A 19,214-nucleotide genomic window follows, 5' to 3' on the forward strand; every position below is an offset into this window, starting at 1 on the left:
CGCCACGCAGCCTTTCCCCAACGGCCGCAACAGTCTATAGGGCTCGCCGTCCGCGCCACGTTCCGGCCCTGTGCGCCGAGCGTCAGAGCGCGCCACCGCGAGAGGAAGACCCCGCAATGGCCAAGATTAAAGTCGCCAATCCCGTCGTCGACATGGACGGCGACGAAATGACCCGGATCATCTGGAAGCTCATCAAGGATAAGCTGATCTTCCCGTATCTGGACCTGGAACTCGACTACTACGACCTGTCGGTCGAGAACCGCGACGCCACCGACGACCAGGTGACCATCGACGCGGCCAACGCGACGAAGAAGCACGGCGTGGCCGTGAAGTGCGCCACCATCACCCCCGACGAGCAACGCGTCGAGGAATTCAGCCTGAAGAAGATGTGGAAGTCGCCGAACGGCACCATCCGCAACATCCTGGGCGGCGTGATCTTCCGTGAACCGATCATCTGCCAGAACGTGCCGCGCCTGGTGCCGGGCTGGACCCAGCCGATCATCGTCGGCCGTCACGCCTTCGGCGACCAGTACCGCGCGACCGACTTCAAGTTCCCGGGCAAGGGCACCCTGTCGATCAAGTTCGTCGGTGAAGACGGCGAGACCATCGAGCACGAAGTCTTCAAGGCTCCGGACGCCGGCGTCGCCATGGCGATGTACAACCTCGACGACTCGATCCGCGACTTCGCCCGCGCTTCGTTCGCCTACGGCCTGAACCGCGGCTACCCGGTCTACCTCTCCACGAAGAACACGATCCTCAAGGCCTATGACGGCCGCTTCAAGGACATCTTCCAGGAGATCTTCGACGCCGAATACGCCGACCAGTTCAAGGCCAAGGGCATTCACTACGAGCACCGCCTGATCGACGACATGGTCGCCTCGGCGCTGAAGTGGTCGGGCGGCTACGTCTGGGCCTGCAAGAACTACGACGGCGACGTGCAGTCGGACATCGTGGCTCAAGGCTTCGGCTCGCTGGGCCTGATGACCTCGGTGCTGATGACGCCGGACGGCAAGACGGTGGAAGCCGAAGCCGCCCACGGCACCGTCACCCGCCACTACCGCCAGCACCAGAAGGGCGAGTCTACCTCGACCAACTCGATCGCCTCGATCTTCGCCTGGACCCGCGGCCTGGCTCACCGCGCCAAGCTCGACGACAACCAGGAACTGGCCAAGTTCGCCGCCACCCTGGAAAAGGTCTGCATCGACACCGTCGAGAGCGGCTTCATGACCAAGGACCTGGCGCTGCTGGTCGGCGACAAGCAAGGCTGGCTGACCACCGAGGGCTTCCTCGACAAGATCGACGAGAACCTCCAGAAGGCCATGGCCGTCTAAGCGGTCCGACCTTTCGGAACGAGAAGGCCCTCCCTCGCGGGAGGGCCTTTTTCTTTGGGCGAACCGCCGCGCGGGGTGCTACAGGCCCCCGCCTCTCCCTCGGCGTTTCAAGAAAGCTGGCGATGTTTCAACCGGGCGCGACCTTCAAGGACAACCTTCGGCAACTGCCGGCCATCGACGGCGTGCAGCGCATCGACCTCGTCGATTCCGAAGGCGCCGTGGTCGCCAGCATCGAGAACCAGCCGGGCAAGCAAGGCTCGCTGGCCGTCTACCAGCACCTGAAGCAGGCCTTCGGCGCGCTGAACGCCCAGGCGGCCGAGCACGGCCTGGCGGTGTTCGGCGAGCACGCGGCCGATGCGCGCGAGCACCCGGGCAAGCACCCCAATGTCGACCGCTTGCTCGCGATCGCCGCCGGCGGCGCCCCGCTGACCATCGAAGTCTTCCCCGTCGGCGGCTGACGTCCACACCGTCCAGTTAGCCCGTGGCCGCATCGGGGCGCGGCTCGCCACGATCCTGACGCGGGGGAGTGTTCACCTGCACGGGCGCCGGCGTTCCGGCGCTCGCCACGGACGCGTGATGCCAAGACCGCTGATCGACCCGCCGGCTCGCCGCCGCCCCTCGCGCGCGACGCAGTTGACGGCTGGCCTGGTCAGCGTCGGCGCGCACGCCCTGGCCCTGGCGGCCGTGCTGATGGCGCAGCCGGAGCCGCGTCCGCCCGAGCCCGAGCCCATCGCGGTCGATCTGGTCCAGCCCCCTCCCCCGCCCCCGCCCGAGCCGGAACCCAAGCCGCCGGCCCTGGAGCCGAAGCCCGAGCCCACGCCCGCGCGGCCGCCCTCGCCCGCCCCGCCCAAGCCGGACCCGAAGCCGCCGACCCGCACCGCCCGCCCGGCCGTGCGCCCGCCCGACGTCGAGCCCCTGACCGCCACGCCCGCCGACACCACCATGATGGCCGCCGAACTGGGCGAGGCCGACCTGGCCGGCGCGACCACCGTGGGAACGGGCTCCGGCAACGGCGCGGGCGACGGCGCCAGCTGCGACATGGTCCGGCGGCTGCAGGCCGCGCTGCGGCGCAATCCGCGAGTCCGCTCGGCCCTGGCTTCGGCGCATGGCGAGGCCGCCGCCTCGGGCAAGGCGGTGCTGGTCTGGCGCGGCAAGTGGCTGCAGAGTCCCGGGCAAGTCGGCAAGGGCCTGGCAGGCGTGCGCGAGGCGATCATCATGGAGGTCGGCTTTGCTCCAGCCGCCTGCCGCGCCGACCTGATGCGCGGCCTGGTGGTCGTCAGCCTGGCCGACGGCCCCGGCGCGCCGCGCCTGGCGCTCGGCGACGCCTCCTGGCGCTGGTCCGACCTGCTGTTCGCCCCCGGGACGCGGCGGCCGTCTAGAGGATGACGACCTCGCCGTCCTCCTTGGTGAAGCTGGCCGGACGGCGATCCAGCAGGTCGAGCACTCGCTCGGACGGACGGCACAGAGCCACGCCCTTGGGCGTCACGACGATCGGACGGTTCACCAGGATCGGATGCTCGATCATGGCATCGAGGATACGCTCGTCGGAAACGCCGTCGGCCAGCAGGCCCAGGTCCTGGGCGGGCGTTCCCTTCTCGCGGATCAGGTCGCGAAGCGGCAGGCCGGCGCGGGCGGCCAGGTCGCGCAGTTGCTCGACGGTCCAGCCGGCTTGCAGATACTCGACGACGACCGGGGCATAGCCGGCGGCCTCGACCATGGCCACGACGTTGCGCGACGTGCCGCAGGTGGGGTTGTGGAAGATGGTGATCGGGAAGTCGGTCACGACGCGGTCTCCGCTTTCAGCAGCCAGCCGAAGACGCCCGCCGCCAGCAGGGCGCCGGCGAGCTGGGCGAGGATGAAGGCCGGAACGCAGGACGGCGCGATCCCGGCGAAGGTGTCCGACAGGCTCCGCGCGATCGTCACCGCCGGATTGGCGAACGAGGTCGAGGCCGTGAACCAGTAGGCGGCGGTGATGTAGAGCCCCACCGCCATGGGCGTGCTGTCGGGCCTGAAGCGCATGGTCGCGAGGATCGTCGCCACCAGGCCGAAGGTGGCCACCACCTCGGCCAGGGCCTGGGCGCCGCCCGCTCTCAGCTTGGTCGAGACCTGGACGACCGGCTCGCCGAACATGGCGTGGGCGATCCAGACGCCCAGCACCGCGCCGACGACCTGCACGACCGGATAGGCCAGCGCCAGCCGCCAGGGCAGTTCCCGCCGCAGCGCCGCGACCAGGGTCACGGCCGGATTGAAGTGCGCGCCGGAGATCGGTCCGAACACCCCGATCAGCACCACCAGCGCAGCCCCCGTGGCCAGGGTGTTGCCCAGTAGGGCGACGGCGACGTTGCCGCCCGCCAGGCGCTCGCCCATGATCCCCGAGCCGACCACCACCGCCAGCAGCAGGGCCGAGCCCAGGCCTTCGGCGACGAGGCGGCGCGGCAGGTCGAAGCGCGCCATGTCAGCAGCAGGCCCCGGCCTTGGCGACGATCGCGCCCAGCGGCGCGCAGACCTCCGGCGCGCCGTTGCAGCAGTCCTCCATCAGGAAGCCCAGCAGGCCGCTCATCGCGCCGTAGTCCGCCGAATAGATGATCGACCGCCCCTCGCGCCGCGAGGTGACCAGCGCCGCGTGCGACAGGACGTTGAGATTGGCCGACAGGCTGTTGGGCAGGACGTCCAGCGTCCGGGCGATGTCGCCCGCCGCGATCCCTACCGGGCCGGCCTTCACCAGCAGGCGGAAGATCGCCAGGCGTCCCTCATGGCCGAGGGCGGAGAGCATGTTGACAGCGGACTTCGATTCCATATTTCCAATATGATGGAATTATCCGACAGTTCAATGACCCTCTTGGAGTCGCCCGTGACCGAGTTCCCCGCCCTCGACCGCCAGTTTCTCGCCCCGGTGGATCAAGCCCGGCTCGCGGTGGCGGAGCCCGCCACGCATCCGCCCCGCATCCTGCTGCTCTATGGCTCGCTGCGGGAGCGCTCGTTCAGCCGCCTGCTGGTCGAGGAGGCGGCGCGCATCCTCCAGGCGCTGGGCTGCGAGACCCGGATCTTCGACCCGCGCGAGCTGCCGCTGCCCGACGCCGCCGGCCTCGACCATCCCAAGGTCCAGGAACTGCGGGCGCTGTCGCAGTGGTCGGAGGGCCAGGTCTGGTGCAGCCCCGAGCGCCACGGCGCGATCACCGGGGTCATCAAGTCGCAGATCGACTGGATCCCGCTGGAGATCGGCAGCGTCCGTCCCACCCAGGGCAAGACCTTGGCGGTGATGCAGGTCAGCGGCGGCTCGCAGTCGTTCAATGCGGTCAACACCCTGCGCCTGCTGGGCCGCTGGATGCGGATGATCACCATCCCCAACCAGTCGTCAGTGGCCATGGCCTACAAGGAGTTCGACGAGAACGACCGCATGAAGCCGTCCAGCTACTACGACCGCGTCGTCGACGTGATGGAGGAGCTGGTGAAGTTCACCCTGCTGACCCGCGACCGGGCCGACTATCTGGTCGACCGCTACAGCGAGCGGAAGGCCGACGGCCGCATCCCCGAGCACGTCGCCCTGGGCGCCGAAGCCATGCGCCACGAGGCCGCGACGGCGGACTAGCCGTCGCTGGGCCAGGGACCGATCATGTCGACCACGCGGCCGGCGCCTTCGGCGCCGCCGAGGGCCTCGGTGAAGGCGCGGCTCTCGATGAACTGCAGGCCCATCTGGCCGTCGCCCTGCCAGACCATGCGGGTCAGGTGGACGAGGCGCCGGGCCGGGTCGACCAGGTGCAGCGGGCCGGCCTGTGGCGACAGCTCCGGCCCGGCGATGCGGGCGCCGCCCTTGGCGATGTCGATCAGCCGGCAACGCATCGGCTCGCCGCCCACCACGAGGTAGGCCTTGCGCGAGGCGGGGTAGCGTCGGTAGGCGCGCTTTTCCATTCCCTGGACTTCAATCTGGCTCATCGCGGCGATTCTACACCCGACTTGGTGAATACAGCTTTGCGATTGTACGAACCGCGTCTTCGGCCTCGGCGCGGTCCGGCGTCTCGTCGGCGACGCCGTAGCCGAACATCTCGCCGTCGCCCACCTGCTGAACGACGATCCCGTCAGGGCGCGGCAGCACCGAGACGTGACGGTAGTAGAGCCCGTAGCGGACCTCGGGCTGCGGCGCCAGCCAGGCGATCTGGCCGCGCACCGGCACGACGCTTTCGTCCTTCCACAGCGCCCGCGCGCCATAGCCGGTGCAGTTGACGACCACGGGCTCCTTCAGGCGCGCGAGATCCGCCGGCGTGTCGAAGACCATGGTCTCGATGCGCCCGCCCTCGATCAGGAAGTCGGTGGTCAACTGGTGGGCCAGGTCGGCGACGTTGAACTGCATCTGCACGCCGCGCCGCGCGCGGGCGACGGGGAACGGATGCGCGCCGGCCGGCAGGTCGCGCATGCTGGGCACGAGGCCCGCCAGGCGCTCGTTGTAGGCGGCGAAACGCACCGGCGGCGCGGCGTCGACGGGGCCAGGGCCGCGCGGCGCCGGCAGGGCGTCGAACAGGGTGTAGCGGTCGCTCCACGCCACCGGCTCGCCCGGCAGCCCCAGCATGGTCTGATAGGCGGCGTAGGAGGTGCGGGCCATCCGCTCCCACAGCGCCGGGAAGTCGGCCGACACACGGTCGGCCTCGGCGATGCGGCTGTCGGGCGACCAGGTGCCGGTGGCTCGAGCCGAGCGGGTGTAGGGCGTGCGCTCCTTGGCGTAGATCGTCACCTTGGCGCCGGCCCGCTGCAGGGTCAGGGCCGTGGTCAGGCCGATGGCGCCGCAGCCGATGACGGCGACCTCGCGGGTACCGCCCTCCAGCGCCTTGCCGGCCGCGATCTCGGCCGAGCCCCACGACAGCGACCAGCCGCTGCCGCCGTGGCCGTAGTTGTGCACCACGCGCTTTCCGGCGACGGTCTCGACGTCGAGACGCGGACCCATGGCGCGGAAGGGGCGCAGGCAGACGGTGATCTTGGTGATCCGGTCGACCTCCATCCGCAGCGGGGCCAGCGGCGTGGCGAGAAAGCCGGACGCGACAAGACCTGGGCCGGGCGCGACCCGCCCGGTCGAGGCGCAGGCCGACAGTCCCATCGTCCCTAGTCCCGCCAGCACCGCCCGCCGACTGTTCGTCGCGATCATTGCCCCGCCCCATCGCCAACCTGAGAGCGAGCCTAGAGGCGCGGGGAAAGCCAGGGCAAGGCGCGAGGACGGATGGTCCCCAGGAAGATGGCGCAGCGCCGAAACTTCACGCGACGGCGTCCCGAAACGATCCTGAACTCCTCTCCTCCCGTCATTCCCGCCCTTGTGGCGGGAACCCCTCTATCAGCCGCAAGGGCTGGAGGGGCGGACTGCTGAGCAGTCCGCTGGCTCTTCACGTAGAAGCGGAACCAGGGGTTCCCGCCACAAGGGCGGGAATGACGGGCGTCTTGGATCTGGGCAGCTACGCCGCCAGCTTCGAGTGCCGGCGCGAATAGCCGAAGTACATGACGCAGGCCGCCGCCGCCCACAGGCCGAACAGCACGTAGGTGTCCCACGGCAGGCCGATGATCAGGTAGAGGCAGAAGGCCACGCTCAGCACCGGCAGCACCGGATAGAGCGGAACCTTGTAGCCGCGCGGCAGGTCGGGCCGGGTGCGGCGCAGGATGATCACCCCGGCCGAGACGATGGCGAAGGCGATCAGCGTGCCCATGCTGGTCAGGTTGACCAGCACGTCCAGCGGCACGAAGGCGGCCAGGAAGGCGATGAAGGCCGCCACGATCACGGTGTTCCAGACCGGCGTGCGGGTGCGCGGGTCGGTCTTCTGGAAGAGGCGCGGCAAGAGGCCGTCGCGGCTCATGGCGAACAGGATCCGCGTCTGGCCGTACATCACGACCAGGGTGACGCTGAAGATCGAGATGATCGCGCCCAGGCACAGGATCAGCGAGGTCCAGCCCGCGCCGGTCAGGTTGCGCAGGATCACCGCCAGACCCGCCTCCTGCCCCGCGAAGGCGGTCCAGGGCTGGGCGCCGACGGCGGCCACGGCCACCAGCACATAGACGGCGGTGACGATCAGCAGGCTCAGCACCACGCCCAGCGGCAGGTTGCGGCGCGGGTTCTTGACCTCGTCGCCGGCGGTCGAGACCGCGTCGATGCCGATGTAGGAGAAGAAGATCGACGAGGCCGCCGCCCCGATCCCGGCCACGCCCATAGGCGCGAACGGCGTCAGGTTCTCCGACCGGAAGCCGGTGAAGGCGATGACCACGAAGAACAGCAGCACCAGCAGCTTGGCCACCACCAGCACGGCGTTGATGGTCGTCGACTCCTTGGCCCCGCGCAGCAGCAGCACCATGCACGAGCCGACCAGCACCACCGCCGGCAGGTTGAACACCCCGCCCGCCCCGGGCGGCGCGGCCAGGGCCTCGGGCAGACGCCACTGGAAGAGGTCGAAGAACAGCTCGTTCAGGTACTGCCCCCAGCCCACCGCGATGGCCGAGGCCGAGACGGCGTATTCCAGCAGCAGGCACGCCCCGACCAGGAAGGCGACGAACTCGCCCAGCGTGGCGTAGGCGTAGGAATAGGACGAGCCCGAGACCGGGATGGTCGAGCCCAGCTCGGCGTAGCACAGGGCCGTCAGGGCCGCGGTGATCCCGGCGATGACGAACGAGACGATGACCGCAGGTCCTGCCAGCGGCACCGCCGTGGTCAGGGCCACGAAGATGCCGGTGCCGATCGTGGCCCCGACGCCCAGCATGGTCAGCTGGAACAGGCCGATCGAGCGGTGCAGTTCACCCGACAGGTCGTTGGGATTGTCGTCCCCCTCGGCCGCGATCGCGCCCACGGGCTTGCAGCGGAAGAGATCGGCGAGACGCAGGCCGGCCATGGGCGCTCCGGAAATTCCTCAGGGGCGGCGGGCGCTTAAGCCCGACCGCGAGCGGCGACCCCATAGAGCGCCCAAGCGCGTCAGGAAAGCGGATTCCATCAATGGAACTCCCGGCGCGCGAACGCCCTTGCAGGAAGGGCATGAATGCCCATTCTAGGCGGCGTTAACCGTGCGGGGGCGCAATGACTTTGCAGAAGCGGATCTGGGACCTCATCGTCCTGGCGATCTTCGTGTTCGCCGCCGCCTACGCCACGGCGCCCTGGTTCGCGTTCCGCGCCCTGAAGGCGGCCGCCCAGTACGAGGACGTGCAGGCGATCGGCGAACTCGTCGACTTCCCCTCGGTGCGCCGCAGCCTGACCGGACAGCTGGACGAGGCCGCGCCGGCCGCCAAGCCCGAGGCCCCGTCGATCTGGAGCAACCCGCTGGGCGTCTTCAAGCGCGCCATCGAGCCGATCGCCCCGCCCGAGCCCAAGGTCGACCGCTATCTCACCGTCCCGGGCCTGCAAGCCCTGACCCGCGGCTATGCGCCAGGCGCGGCCCCGCTGTCCCCGCCGCGCCCGCCGACGGTGCTGGCCCGGATGCAGGCCGTGGTGCGCGGCCCCTACCCGACCATCGCCTACTGGGACCCCAACCGCGTGCGCATCGCCGTGCGCCGGCCGGACGCCAAGGACAAGGCGACGATCTTCACCTTCCAGCGCCGGGCGCTGTTCGAGTGGAAGCTGGTCCACATCCGCCTGCCCGGCGACGAGCGCTGACCGCGCGTCGGTTGCTCGCCCCGGCGGTGCAACCTAAGGATAACCCCGTCATTCGGGGATGAAGCGCATGGTCCCAAGATCGCGCCGGTTCGCACTGGCGGCCGGCCTCGCCGCGCTTGGCCTGCCGCCCGGGCTGGAGGCCTGCGCCCGCGAGCCCGAAAGCCTGGAGCGGCATAACCTGCGGATCTTCGACGCCGCCTGGCGCGTGGTCGAGCGGAACTACTACGACCGCGAGGCCCGCCGGACCGAACTGGACGCCATCGCCAGCGGGACGCGCCCGCTGGCGGCCAGGGCCGCAAACGATGTCGACCTTTATCTGAACATCCTGCGGTCGGCCTTCGGGACGCTGGGCGAGTCGCACTTCGACGCCTTTCCCCCGCAGCCCGCGGCGCGCCCCCAGACCTCGACCCGCCCCGCCGCCCCGCTTTTCACGCCCTCGGGCGACCCGCCGCGCAAGGGCCTGGGCTTCACCTTCACGATGAACGCTGACGGCCTCGTGGTGGTCGGGGTCGACAAGGGTTCGCCGCTCGACCGCACCGACGTCGCCCCCGGCGACCGCATCCTGGCCCTGTCCGTGGGACCGGCCGGTTCCGCGTCGCGCTTCGAAGGCCGGTTCGAGCGCCCGGACGGAAGCCTGGCCGACCTGTCCTACCTGTGGACCGCATCGCAGCCGCCGCCGTTCGCCGCCACACCCCTGCCCAGCGGCCGCCTGCTGCTGCGCTTCGACCGCTATGACGACGCCTCGATCGCCTGGCTGCGGGAGCAGTTGAAGCGGGCGCCGGCCAAGGGCGTGGTGCTGGACCTTCGCGCCAACAGTGGCGGCGACACGCGCGCCAACCAGCGCCTGCTGGGCGCCCTGCTGGGCGACGGCGTCCCGATCGGCGTCTGGCTGACCGGCCGGCGACGCATCGAGAAGACCGAGGGCGAAAAGCTATACGCCGGTCCCGTCGCCGTCCTGATCGGCCCGATGAGCGCCAGCGCCGCCGAGGTCACCGCCGACGCCCTGCGCCGCCACCGCCGCGCGGTTCTGGTCGGCGAGCGCACGGCCGGGGCCGTCCTGGTCTCCCGCCGGTTCGACCTGCCCGGCGGAGGCGCGGTGCAGGTTCCGGTGGCGTCCTATCTCGACCTCGACGGCAAGCACCTCGAAGGCGTCGGCGTCGCGCCCGACCGGCCCGCGCGACAGACCCTGGCGGCGATCCGGGCAGGACGGGACCTGGCGGTCGCCGCCGCCGAGACCGCCCTCGACGAAGCGGCCGCCCGTCAGGCCATGTAGGCCTTGCGAAGCTGCTGGCCCAGTTTCAAGGCCGCGCCCTTGGAGGCCTCAGGGCCGGCGTTGCTGGCGGCGATGATCGCGACGCCGCGACCGGGAACGATCAGCACCACCTCGTGCCACATGGTGTTGGAGCCCTCGTGCATCAGCAGCGGACCGCGACTCCAGGGCCTCTGCTCGGGCGCGACGCCCCAGCCCAGCGCGTAGGTCGCCCCGTCGGCGGGCGTGGTCAGGCGGCGGATGCTGTCGGGCGAGAGGATCGCATTGTCCTTCAGGAACAGCCGCGCGAAGCGGGCGTGGTCGGCCAGGCTCATGTGCACCGTGCCGGCCGGACCCAGCGCCGGCGGATTGTCGGCCGGTCCCGACGGATCGATCGGCGTCAGCCCGCCGCCCGGCGCGGGCAGGTGCCCCCAGGGCGCATCGCCCTTCGGCGCGCCGAACCCGGCGCTCTCGATGCCCAGCGGCTGGAACAGGCGCGTGCGGATCGCGTCCTCCCAGGCCGCGCCGGTGATCGCCTCGATCGCCGCGCCCGCCAGGACGTAGTTGAAGTTGGCGTATTCGAAGGTCCCCGGCTTGCCGGTCGGCGGCGCGGCCAGCAGCCGGGCGGCGACCTCGGCCCGCTGGACCGGCAGCGGCCGTCTGTCGAGACTGGCGCGCACGAACCAGCCGCCGGCCAGCATCGGCCCGTCGCTGATCCCGGCGCGGTGGCTCATCAGCTGCTCGATGGTGGTTCCGCTCCAGGCCGGGTCGAGCTTTACGTCCGGAAACAGCGAGCTCAGGGTCGCGCCCCATTTCGCCTGGCCGGCCTCGACCAGCCGGGCGTAGAGCGCCGCCGTCATCGCCTTGGTGTTGGAGCCGATGTGCCAGCGGTCGGCGGCCGTCGCCGGATCGGTCGCGCCGATCCGGCGCACGCCGCCCACGGCTTGCGCGATCACCTTGTCGCCGTCGCTGACCAGCCCCGCCACGGCCGGGGCGCCGGTCTCGGCCAGCACCTCCGCCGGATCTATCGGCGCGGCGGGAGCGGGCGCCGCCTGCCGCGCGACGGCCAGGGACGGCGAGGCTCCCGCGACAGCGACCAGGGCGAGCAGTCGGCGGCGGTCGAGCATCGGGAACCCTTCACGCAAAGAACGAGGTTTCGTTCAACCTCAACCGCAAGACGGTGGCAAATGAAGGATCGGTAAGGCCTAGCCCCGCTCCTCGCAGAACCTGATGCGATTGCCGAACGGGTCGTGCACCTGCAGCACGTCGCCCCACGGCTGCTCGTCGACGCCGGGCCGGCCGTACTTGTAGCCCTTGCCGATCAGCTCGGCCTGGTAGGCGCGCACGCCCGTCATCGGCGCATAGACCGTCGAGCCCGGCGACGCGTCGCCGTGATGTTCCGACAGGTGCAGCACCAGGCCCGCCCGCTCGATCCCCATGTAGAGCGGCGTTCCCGGCTCGAAGCGGTGCTCGAACGTCACCGAGAAACCGAGGAAGCCGAGATAGAACTCCCGCGCCTTGGCCTCGTCGAAGCTGCGCAGGATCGGAACGGCGCGGATGAACTGGATGGTCTCGCTCATGGGACCAGCTTGCCGTCATCCCGGCGCGAGAGGCAACGGCGGCTGTCACCGAACCTTCAAGCGCTGCTGCTAGGCAGCTCTATCGCCCGGGGGGGCGTATCGGGGGTCAATCATGAAGTCGTTCGTCCGCGCCGCGTCGCTGCTGGCGCTGCTGGCCGCCTCGCCGGCCCTGTCTTCCCATGCGATCGCCGCGCCCGCCGCCTACCGCACGCCCGACGTGGCCGCCGACACGCCGGCGACCGCGACGCTGAACGGGGCGAGCTTCGTCAACCAGGGCCTGGTCGGGGCCGGACGCCTGCCTGCGACCACCAGGGACTTCCTCGGCGACTCCCTCGGCTCGTTCTCGGGCATGGCCGTGACCGCCTGGAGCCGTCGCGAAGACGGATCCTACGCCGGCGCGCTGCTGACCCTGCCCGACCGCGGCCCCAACGGCGTGGGCTCGGTGAGCGGCACGACGCCCTACGACAACCGCGTGCACAGCTTCGACATCGTCTTCCGGCCGCTGGCCGCCGGCGCCGGCGGCGCGCCCGACCAGCTGACCCTAACCCCGACCGGCGGCTTCCTGCTGAAGGACGAAAAGGGCCATCCGTTCACCGGCATGGATCCGGGCGAAGGCGTGGTGTTCTGCGGCCAGGCCGCCTGCCCCAGCGCCATCACCGGCCCCGGCGCCTTCCGCATCAGCCTGGACGGCGAGGCCCTGGCCCGCCTGCCGGACGGCGGCTTCTATGTCGGCGACGAATATGCGGCCAATCTCTACCGCTTCGACGCCGCGGGCGCGCTGAAGGGGGTGATCGCCCCGGTCGCCGCCGTCCAGCCGCGCAAGGACGGCCGCCCGGCCTTCTCCGGCGAGACCAAGCCCAGGACCGGCCGCCGCATCAACCAGGGCTTCGAAGGCGTGGCCGTCTCGGCTGACGGCAAGCGCCTCTACGCCCTGCTGCAAAGCGCGACGATCCAGGACTCCGGCGAGGGCGACGCCGACCGCGCCGTGACCCGCCTCTTCGTCTACGACATCGAGAAGGACCCCGCGCCCGCCGCCCCGATCGCCGAATACGCGCTCGAACTGCCGGCGGTGCGCACCAAGGGCGACGGCGGCGCGCCCAACAAGGTGGCCGCCCAGTCCGAACTGCTGGCGCTGTCGGACCACCAGTTCCTGGTCCTGGCCCGCGACGGGGCGGGCCTCGGCTCCGGCTCGGCCAACCCCACCGTCTATCGCTCGGTGCTGCTGGTCGACACCGCCGGCGCGACCAACCTGGTCGGCGAGGCGGCCGACGCCGAGGGCGCGGCGATCGCGCCCGGCGGCGTGCTGCCGGCCGGCGTGGTCCCGGCCCGGCAGGTCCAGTACGTGAACCTTGTCGATCCCAAGGGCCTGGCCCGCGTGGGCCTGAACCTCGACAACGCCGCCCCGACCGCCGCCACCCTGCCCGAAAAGCTGGAGTCGCTGGCCATCGTGCCCGCCCTCGATCCGGCCGCGCCGAACGACGTCTTCCTGCTGGTCGGCAGCGACAACGATTTCCAGACGCGCGAGGGCAAGGTCGGCGACCTGGCCTTCGACGCCGCGCCCAAGACGCCCGACGGAGCCCCGGCGGCCGACAACGACAGCCTGATCCTCGTCTATCGCCTGACCCTGCCGGCCGCGATCGCCGCGCAGCGCCGCTTTTGACCCCGGCGCGCGACGGGTGGTATCAGCGACCCCGCGTTTTCCGCCGAGGCCCTCGCGCATGACCTTCTCCCCGCCCTCCAGGGCGTATCCGGCGTGACCGCCCTGACGCTGGAGGTCCTGACGCGGGCCCTGCCGTTCTTCATGCTGGTCGGGGCCGGCGTGGTGCTGGCGCGGCTGCGGCTGTTCGACGGCCGCATGGCCCAGGGTCTTTCCGCCTATGTCTACTGGATCGGCTTCCCGGCCCTGCTGGTGCATTCCCTGTCGCGCATGGGCCGGCCGGGCCACGACCTGACGCTGGGCCTGGCCGCCTACGCCGGCTGCCTGGCGGCGATCATGGGGCTGCTGGTGCTGGCGGGTCTCGCCTTGCGCTGGACCCGCGAGGAGCGGGCCGGAACCGCCATGGCCGCCGGCGTCGGCAACAGCGCGTTCCTGGGCCTGCCGGTGGCCGCCGCCGTGTTCGGACCCGAGATCGCCCGCCTAGGCGCGGGGCTGGTGGCCGTCGATTTCGTGCTGGCCACCGCTCTCGGCGTGGCCCTGCTCGGTTGGGCCGGCGGGCGCTCGGTCTGGCGCTCGACCATGCAGGCGTTCCGCAACCCGATCGTCGCCGCCGCCCTGTTCGGCGCGGCCCTGGCGCTGCTCGGCCTGCAACTGCCCGGCGTGCTCGACCGCGCGGTCGGCGCGGCCGCCGCCTCGGGCAGCCCGGTGGCCCTGGTGGCGCTGGGCGTGGTGCTGGGCCTGCCGGTCGAGGCCGACGTCCCCGCCCCGCGCTGGAGCCCGGTGATCGCCGCCGCCCTCGCCAAGCTGCTGGTGCTGCCGATCTTGGTCTGGATCGTTGTCGGCCTGACGCCCGCCCCCGCCGCCTTCCGCCTGGCCGCGACCCTGCTGGCGGCGACCCCGTCGGCGGTCAACGTCTTCATCCAGACCCGCGCCTACAACGTCTTCGCCCGCGGCGGCGCGAGGATCGTCGCCCTGACCACGGTGGTCGCCTGCCTGACCCTGTCGGCGACGGCGGTGTGGCTTAAGAGCTGAAGCCCGCCCCACCTCCCGTCATTCCCGCCCTTGTGGCGGGAAACCCTGGTTCCGTTCGCATGTGAGACGCAAGCGACGTGCTCGGCACGTCGCCCCTCCCGCCCTTGCGGCCGACAAAGGGGTTCCCGCCACAAGGGCGGGAACGACGGGCGTCAAGGAACGGAGATCTACCCCCTCGCCCGCCTCCCCAGCCGCGCCAGCCACGGCTGCGTCGGGTAGGCGATCGAGCCGGCGACACTGAGGGTGATGGTGGTGCCCTTGCCGGCGGCGCTTTCGATGGCCAGCTGGGCGCCCATCTTGCTGGCGCGTTCGTGCATGCCGATCAGGCCGTAGTGGCCCTCGCGGCTGGCCCAGGCCATGCGGTTGGCGCCGATGCCGACGCCGTCGTCGCGGATCGTCACCTGGAGCTGGCGCACCCCGTACGAGACCCGCACCTGCACCTGGCCGGCGCGGGCGTGGCGGGCGGCGTTGAACAGGGCCTCGCCGCCGATGCGGACGATCTCTTCCTGCACCAGCGGCTGGATGGCGCGGGCCACGCCCTCGACCACCAGCTCGACCTTCACGCCGGGCTCGAACGGCTGCTCGGCCATCAGCTCGCGCAGCTGGAGGTCCAGCCGCCGGGTCTCGCGGCCGCGCAGGTCGCGCACCCGGTCGCGGCCCTCGACCAGCATCTGGTCGGCGCGGTCCAGCGCCTGGTTGATGACGTCCTTGGCCGGCAGGTCGTCGGGAATCTGATAGGCCACCGACTGGAAGCGCATGATCAGGCCCTGGACGCTCTGCAGCAGGGTGTCGTGCAGCTCGCGGGCGATGCGCTCGCGCTCGGCGGCGCGCTCCTCCAGCCGGTCCTTGATCTGGGCCGACACCCGCCGCAGCCGCAGGGCGTAGACGCCCCACAGCGCCAGGCCCACGGCGGCCATGCACAGCAGGCGGAACCACCAGGTCTCGGCCAGGGTCGGCGGAATGGTGACCAGCACCTGCGCGCCCTGCTCGTTCCAGACGCCGTCGTTGTTGGCCGCCTTGACCCGGAAGCGGAAGGTCCCGGGACGCAGGTTGTTGTAGATCACCTCGCGCCGGCCGCCGGCGTCCACCCAGTCGCGATCGACGCCCTCCAGCCGGTACTGGAAACGCACCCGGCCGGGCACGGCGAAGCTCAAGGCCGTGTAGTGGATGCGCAGGCTGGTCGTGCCGGCCGCCAAGCGCACGGCCGACGGATCGGCGAAGCGCCGCTCGCCCGCCACCACCGCGCGGATCGCCACCGGCGGCGCCACGGTGTTCAACGCCAGGCGGGCCGGATCGACGACCAGCACGTTGCGCCGGGTCAGGATCCAGATGCGGCCGTCGCCGCCGGCGGCGATCTGGGCGCCGGGTGACTTCTGCACGAAGCTGTTGAGACCGTCGCGGAAGTCGAAGACCTGCCGGGGCAGCGGCGAGCCGGGCTTGTCGAGCGCGCGGTCGAGATCGGCCGAGCGCATCCGCACCACCCCGGCGTCGCCGATGGTCCAGGTGTCGCCGGCCGGGGTCTGGACCAGGCCGTTGACCGAGGCCAGCCACGGATAGCGCTCGGCGTCGAGGGTCGCGGCCTTGCCGTCGCGCAGGCGGGCCAGGCCCTGGCCGCCGCTGAGATAGAGCGCCGCCGCGCCGGGCAGCACGCCCTCGATCTCGCCGATCGCAAAGCGCTCCTTGTACAGCGGCTCGAACGGCGGCCGGCCTTGCAGCGGCGGCGGGGTGCGGAACAGGATCGCCGCCCGGCCGTCGGGCTGGACGGCGGCGTTGGAGGCCACGCCCAGGGTCGGCGACAGGCCCGGCCAACGGTTCCAGGCCCCGCCCTCGCGCCAGTAGAGGCCCTTGTCGAGCGCGGCCATCCACAGTCGGCCCTCGGCGTCCTGCGCGCAGCCATAGGCGCTGGCCTCGGCGGGCTTGGGATAGGTCTCGACCTTGCCGCCGCGCACTCTCAGCACCGTGTCGCGCAGGGTGACCCAGACCGCGTCGCTCGCGTCCGCGCACAGGGCCCCGGCCGACCACTCGGTCCTGGCGACGGGCTTGGGCGCTCCGCCCGGGGCGATGGCGTAGACGGTGTGGGCGTCGGCGACCCAGACCGTACCGTCGCGGGTGGCGGTCATGCGGTAGCCGCGCGCGGAGTTGGGCGGGATGGCCTGCTCCACGACCACGCTGGCCGGCCGCATCATGTCCAGGCCGAGCTCGGTGCCGAACCAGACATTGCCCTCGCGGTCCTCGAACACGGCGTGGGTCTGGTCCGAGGTCAGGCCGTGCACGGCCTTGTAGGACTGGATGCGCAGGCCCGCCGCGTCGGCGCGCCTGGCCGCCACGCCCGGCGCCGGAATGTGCACGACCCCGTCGGTCCAGGTCGCGCCCCACAGGTCGCCCTTGTGGTCGAACAGGATCTTCGAACCGCCGACCTCGTCGCGCCGCGGATAGGCCCGGGTCAGCGACGACGCGGCCGGGGCCTCGCCGGCCAGCAGCCGCACGCCGGTGGAATCCGACACCCAGAGGCGCCCCAGCGCGTCCTCCGCCAGGCTGGCGCGGCGAGCGACCTTGACGCCGGTGGGCGAAAAGCGGGCCTGGCCCGGCGCGCGGCGCAGCACGGTGTCGCCCAGCACCAGCCATTGGGCGCCGTCGCGGCTGAAGAAGACCTGCCAGACCTCCTGCTCGGGCAGCCCGACCTCGGCCCCGAACTCCTGCCAGCGGCCGGCATGCCAGCGGGCCAGGGTGTTTCGCTTGCGGCCGCCGCGCGCGACCCAGATCCCGCCCTCGCGGTCTTCGGCCAGGCTCGTGACCTCGCGCGAGGGATTGGGCATGCGGGCGTCGATCAGCTGGCCGTCGCGATAGACCGCCACCCCGCCGCTGCGGCCAAGGCCCACCCACAGCGCGCCCGACTTCGCGCCCAGCACCTGGGCGACGTTCAGCCGGCCGGGCTTGGGGCCGCCGCGCTGGATCTGCTCGAAGGCGACGCCGTCGAAGCGGAAGAGGCCGTCGACGCTGCCGATCCACAGATAGCCGTCCTTCGACTGGCCGATGCTGTTGACCCGGCTGGGCGCGCCGCCCTCGAGCGACCAGCTGACGCGCTTGTATTCGGCCAGGGGCTCGAGACTCGGCGCGGCCTGCGCTGAAATCGCGAGGCCGAAGGCGAGCGCGACGCCCGCCAGTCCGATCCGGAAGCCCCCCGCCCGGCTCAAAGGTCGATGATGCCGCGCTTGGCGGCCACGGTCACCGCGTGGGTCCGGTCGTTGACGTAGAGCTTGGCGAAGATGCTCTTGATGTTCGACTTGATGGTGTCTTCCGACAGGTTCAGCTCGCGGGCGATGTGCTTGTTGGAATTGCCGTTGGCGATCAGCTGCAGGACGATGATCTCGCGGGCGTTCAGCGACTCGTCGATGGCGTGGATGGCGATGCGCTCGGCCACCTCGGCCTGCAGGTGGCGACGGCCGGCGTGGACGCCGCGGATGGCGTCCAGCAGGTCTCGGCGCAGGCTGCTCTTCAGCAGATAACCCGCCGCCCCGGCGCGCAGGGCGTGCAGGGCCTGGGCGTCGCCGGTGAAGGTGGTCAGCACGATGATCCGCGCCTCGGGATGGGCCCGGCGGATGGTCTCGATGGCCACCACGCCGTGGCCGGGCATCTGCAGGTCCATCAGGGTGATGTCGGGGCGCAGCGCCTCCCAGCTGGCGACCGCTTCGTCGCCGGTGGCGGCCTCGCCGACCACGACCATGTCGGCCTGCGTCTCCAGCACCGCGATCACCCCCTCGCGCAGCATCGGGTGGTCATCGGCGATCAGCACGCGGATGCGTTCGTCGCTGGCAGGGGACGCGCCGCTGGCGGGGTACTCGTTCATTCGGCGGCGTCCGTGGACCGGTCCTTGCGCATGGGACTCGTACAGGTGACGTGTTTGGCGAACCGCGACCATACACGAAAGCGGCGCAGCATTACCCTTTCGGGGGTTGACGCGGAACCGCGCCGATCAAGCTTCCATGGGAATGGGACGCCCATTCGCCAGCGCCCAGTCGAGGGCGAAGTCGGCGACGTCCTCCCAGCCCGGCTCGTTGCACAGCCAGTGCGAACGGCCCGAGAAGCATTGCAGGTCGGTGCGCGAGGCCGCGCGGCGCTGGTGGCGGGCCGCGGCCGCGACCATGCCGGCCGGCGCGATCCTGTCCTCGTCGCCGGCGATCAGCAGCAGCGGCGGCCGGCGGCGGCCCGCGCCCTTCCTCCGTCGCCACGGGCCCAGCAGCGCCTGGCGCACTACCCTGGCCGGCGCAGACACGATCTGCTCGGCATAGGCGGCGCGGCGCTCGGCCTCGGGCAGGGTCTGGGCGAACAGGGCGGAAAAGCGCTCGAAGCTCAGCGGCGCGGCGCCGTTGCAGCCGCACCAGCGGGCCAGGATCCGGCGCAGGGCCCAGGCCGCGCGCGGCCGCTCCAGCAGGCCGAACGGCGGGGTCGAGGCGATGGCCACCCCGCAGGCGCCGCAGCCACGGTCCAGCAGCAGCTGTACGACCAGTCCGCCGAAGCCGTGGCCGATCAGGACCGGCGGTTCTGCCAGGGTCGCGGCGTGGGCGGCGTAGCTTTCGACCACTTCCTCCAGGCTCAGCCGCCCCAGGCCGCGCGGCGGCGCGTCCAGCAGCGGCCAGGCCGGCGCCAACACGCTCAGGCCGCGCGCGGTGTAGCGGGCCTGGAAGCGATCCCAGAACCTGGGGGTCAGCCAGGCGCCGTGGATCAGCAGGACGGTCGCGGTCACGACGGGTTCCGA

Annotated in this window: 19 protein-coding genes; 8 read left to right on the top strand and 11 right to left on the bottom strand. The window is 71.5% G+C overall.

The annotated features are described in order from the left end of the window. Positions 1-116: 116 nt before the first annotated feature. The 3 genes from AC07N1_RS10630 (at position 117) to AC07N1_RS10640 (ending at position 2,717) form a co-directional block, all read left to right on the top strand. The gene (locus AC07N1_RS10630) at positions 117-1,331 is read left to right on the top strand and encodes an NADP-dependent isocitrate dehydrogenase (RefSeq protein ID WP_494671774.1); all 1,215 of its coding nucleotides are present in this window, start codon (positions 117-119) and stop codon (positions 1,329-1,331) included. A gap of 122 nt (positions 1,332-1,453) precedes the next feature. Further along, positions 1,454-1,789 (top strand): DUF2322 family protein, encoded by a 336-nt coding sequence (locus AC07N1_RS10635; RefSeq protein ID WP_494671775.1) that lies wholly within the window; start codon positions 1,454-1,456, stop codon positions 1,787-1,789. Between the two features lie 118 nt (positions 1,790-1,907). Beyond that, positions 1,908-2,717: a hypothetical protein gene (locus tag AC07N1_RS10640; protein ID WP_494671776.1), complete on the top strand. Its 810-nt coding sequence runs from the start codon at positions 1,908-1,910 to the stop codon at positions 2,715-2,717. Here AC07N1_RS10640 and arsC read toward each other — a convergent pair. Genes arsC through AC07N1_RS10655 form a run of 3 tightly spaced genes read right to left on the bottom strand, consistent with a single transcriptional unit; the run spans position 2,707 to position 4,128 of the window. Beyond that, complete coding sequence (arsC, locus tag AC07N1_RS10645) at positions 2,707-3,114, bottom strand: arsenate reductase (glutaredoxin) (RefSeq protein WP_494671777.1); 408 nt, start codon at positions 3,112-3,114, stop codon at positions 2,707-2,709. The two genes, AC07N1_RS10640 and arsC, sit on opposite strands and share 11 nt — an antisense overlap. Continuing rightward, positions 3,111-3,785 (bottom strand): aquaporin, encoded by a 675-nt coding sequence (locus AC07N1_RS10650; protein ID WP_494671778.1) that lies wholly within the window; start codon positions 3,783-3,785, stop codon positions 3,111-3,113. The genes arsC and AC07N1_RS10650 overlap by 4 nt, the downstream gene beginning before the upstream one ends. 1 nt (position 3,786) lies before the next feature. Next, positions 3,787-4,128: an ArsR/SmtB family transcription factor gene (locus AC07N1_RS10655; RefSeq protein ID WP_492855255.1), complete on the bottom strand. Its 342-nt coding sequence runs from the start codon at positions 4,126-4,128 to the stop codon at positions 3,787-3,789. 54 nt (positions 4,129-4,182) lie between these two features. Here AC07N1_RS10655 and arsH point away from each other — a divergent pair, with 54 nt between their 5' ends. Further along, positions 4,183-4,920, top strand: a complete 738-nt coding sequence (gene arsH / locus AC07N1_RS10660) for an arsenical resistance protein ArsH (protein WP_494671779.1) — start codon at positions 4,183-4,185, stop codon at positions 4,918-4,920. On the opposite strand, the gene AC07N1_RS10665 is transcribed toward arsH, so the two are convergent. The 3 genes from AC07N1_RS10665 to AC07N1_RS10675 form a co-directional block, all read right to left on the bottom strand. Beyond that, on the bottom strand, positions 4,917-5,264 hold the full coding sequence (locus tag AC07N1_RS10665) for a PilZ domain-containing protein (RefSeq protein WP_494671780.1): 348 nt from the start codon (positions 5,262-5,264) through the stop codon (positions 4,917-4,919). The two genes, arsH and AC07N1_RS10665, sit on opposite strands and share 4 nt — an antisense overlap. 10 nt (positions 5,265-5,274) lie before the next feature. After that, positions 5,275-6,465: an FAD-dependent oxidoreductase gene (locus AC07N1_RS10670; RefSeq protein WP_494671781.1), complete on the bottom strand. Its 1,191-nt coding sequence runs from the start codon at positions 6,463-6,465 to the stop codon at positions 5,275-5,277. A 301-nt stretch (positions 6,466-6,766) separates the two neighbouring features. Next, positions 6,767-8,185: an amino acid permease gene (locus tag AC07N1_RS10675; protein ID WP_494671782.1), complete on the bottom strand. Its 1,419-nt coding sequence runs from the start codon at positions 8,183-8,185 to the stop codon at positions 6,767-6,769. A 182-nt stretch (positions 8,186-8,367) separates the two neighbouring features. Here AC07N1_RS10675 and AC07N1_RS10680 point away from each other — a divergent pair, with 182 nt between their 5' ends. Together AC07N1_RS10680 and AC07N1_RS10685 are read left to right on the top strand one after the other, a co-directional pair. Next, positions 8,368-8,940: a DUF2939 domain-containing protein gene (locus tag AC07N1_RS10680; protein ID WP_494591333.1), complete on the top strand. Its 573-nt coding sequence runs from the start codon at positions 8,368-8,370 to the stop codon at positions 8,938-8,940. Between the two features lie 67 nt (positions 8,941-9,007). Next, on the top strand, positions 9,008-10,213 hold the full coding sequence (locus AC07N1_RS10685; RefSeq protein WP_494671783.1) for a S41 family peptidase: 1,206 nt from the start codon (positions 9,008-9,010) through the stop codon (positions 10,211-10,213). Here AC07N1_RS10685 and AC07N1_RS10690 read toward each other — a convergent pair. Then, positions 10,201-11,316 (bottom strand): serine hydrolase domain-containing protein, encoded by a 1,116-nt coding sequence (locus AC07N1_RS10690; RefSeq protein ID WP_494671784.1) that lies wholly within the window; start codon positions 11,314-11,316, stop codon positions 10,201-10,203. The two genes, AC07N1_RS10685 and AC07N1_RS10690, sit on opposite strands and share 13 nt — an antisense overlap. Positions 11,317-11,394: 78 nt before the next feature. Continuing rightward, positions 11,395-11,769, bottom strand: coding sequence for a glyoxalase superfamily protein (locus tag AC07N1_RS10695; RefSeq protein WP_494671785.1), 375 nt, complete (start codon positions 11,767-11,769; stop codon positions 11,395-11,397). A gap of 112 nt (positions 11,770-11,881) precedes the next feature. Between AC07N1_RS10695 and AC07N1_RS10700 the strand changes: the two genes are divergently transcribed. Next, positions 11,882-13,429 (top strand): esterase-like activity of phytase family protein, encoded by a 1,548-nt coding sequence (locus AC07N1_RS10700; RefSeq protein ID WP_494671786.1) that lies wholly within the window; start codon positions 11,882-11,884, stop codon positions 13,427-13,429. A gap of 93 nt (positions 13,430-13,522) precedes the next feature. After that, on the top strand, positions 13,523-14,458 hold the full coding sequence (locus AC07N1_RS10705; protein WP_494671787.1) for an AEC family transporter: 936 nt from the start codon (positions 13,523-13,525) through the stop codon (positions 14,456-14,458). Between the two features lie 167 nt (positions 14,459-14,625). Here AC07N1_RS10705 and AC07N1_RS10710 read toward each other — a convergent pair whose 3' ends face one another. From AC07N1_RS10710 to AC07N1_RS10720, 3 genes are all read right to left on the bottom strand, one after another. After that, positions 14,626-17,652: a sensor histidine kinase gene (locus tag AC07N1_RS10710; protein WP_494671788.1), complete on the bottom strand. Its 3,027-nt coding sequence runs from the start codon at positions 17,650-17,652 to the stop codon at positions 14,626-14,628. Then, the gene (locus AC07N1_RS10715) at positions 17,649-18,305 is read right to left on the bottom strand and encodes a response regulator transcription factor (protein WP_494671789.1); all 657 of its coding nucleotides are present in this window, start codon (positions 18,303-18,305) and stop codon (positions 17,649-17,651) included. Before AC07N1_RS10715 ends, AC07N1_RS10710 begins: the two co-directional genes overlap by 4 nt. Positions 18,306-18,431: 126 nt before the next feature. Next, entirely contained in the window at positions 18,432-19,202 is a 771-nt protein-coding gene (locus AC07N1_RS10720; protein ID WP_494671790.1) for an alpha/beta hydrolase, read from the bottom strand. Between the last annotated feature and the right edge of the window lie 12 nt (positions 19,203-19,214).

Source organism: Caulobacter sp. GW821-FHT09B11 (assembly GCF_059418205.1).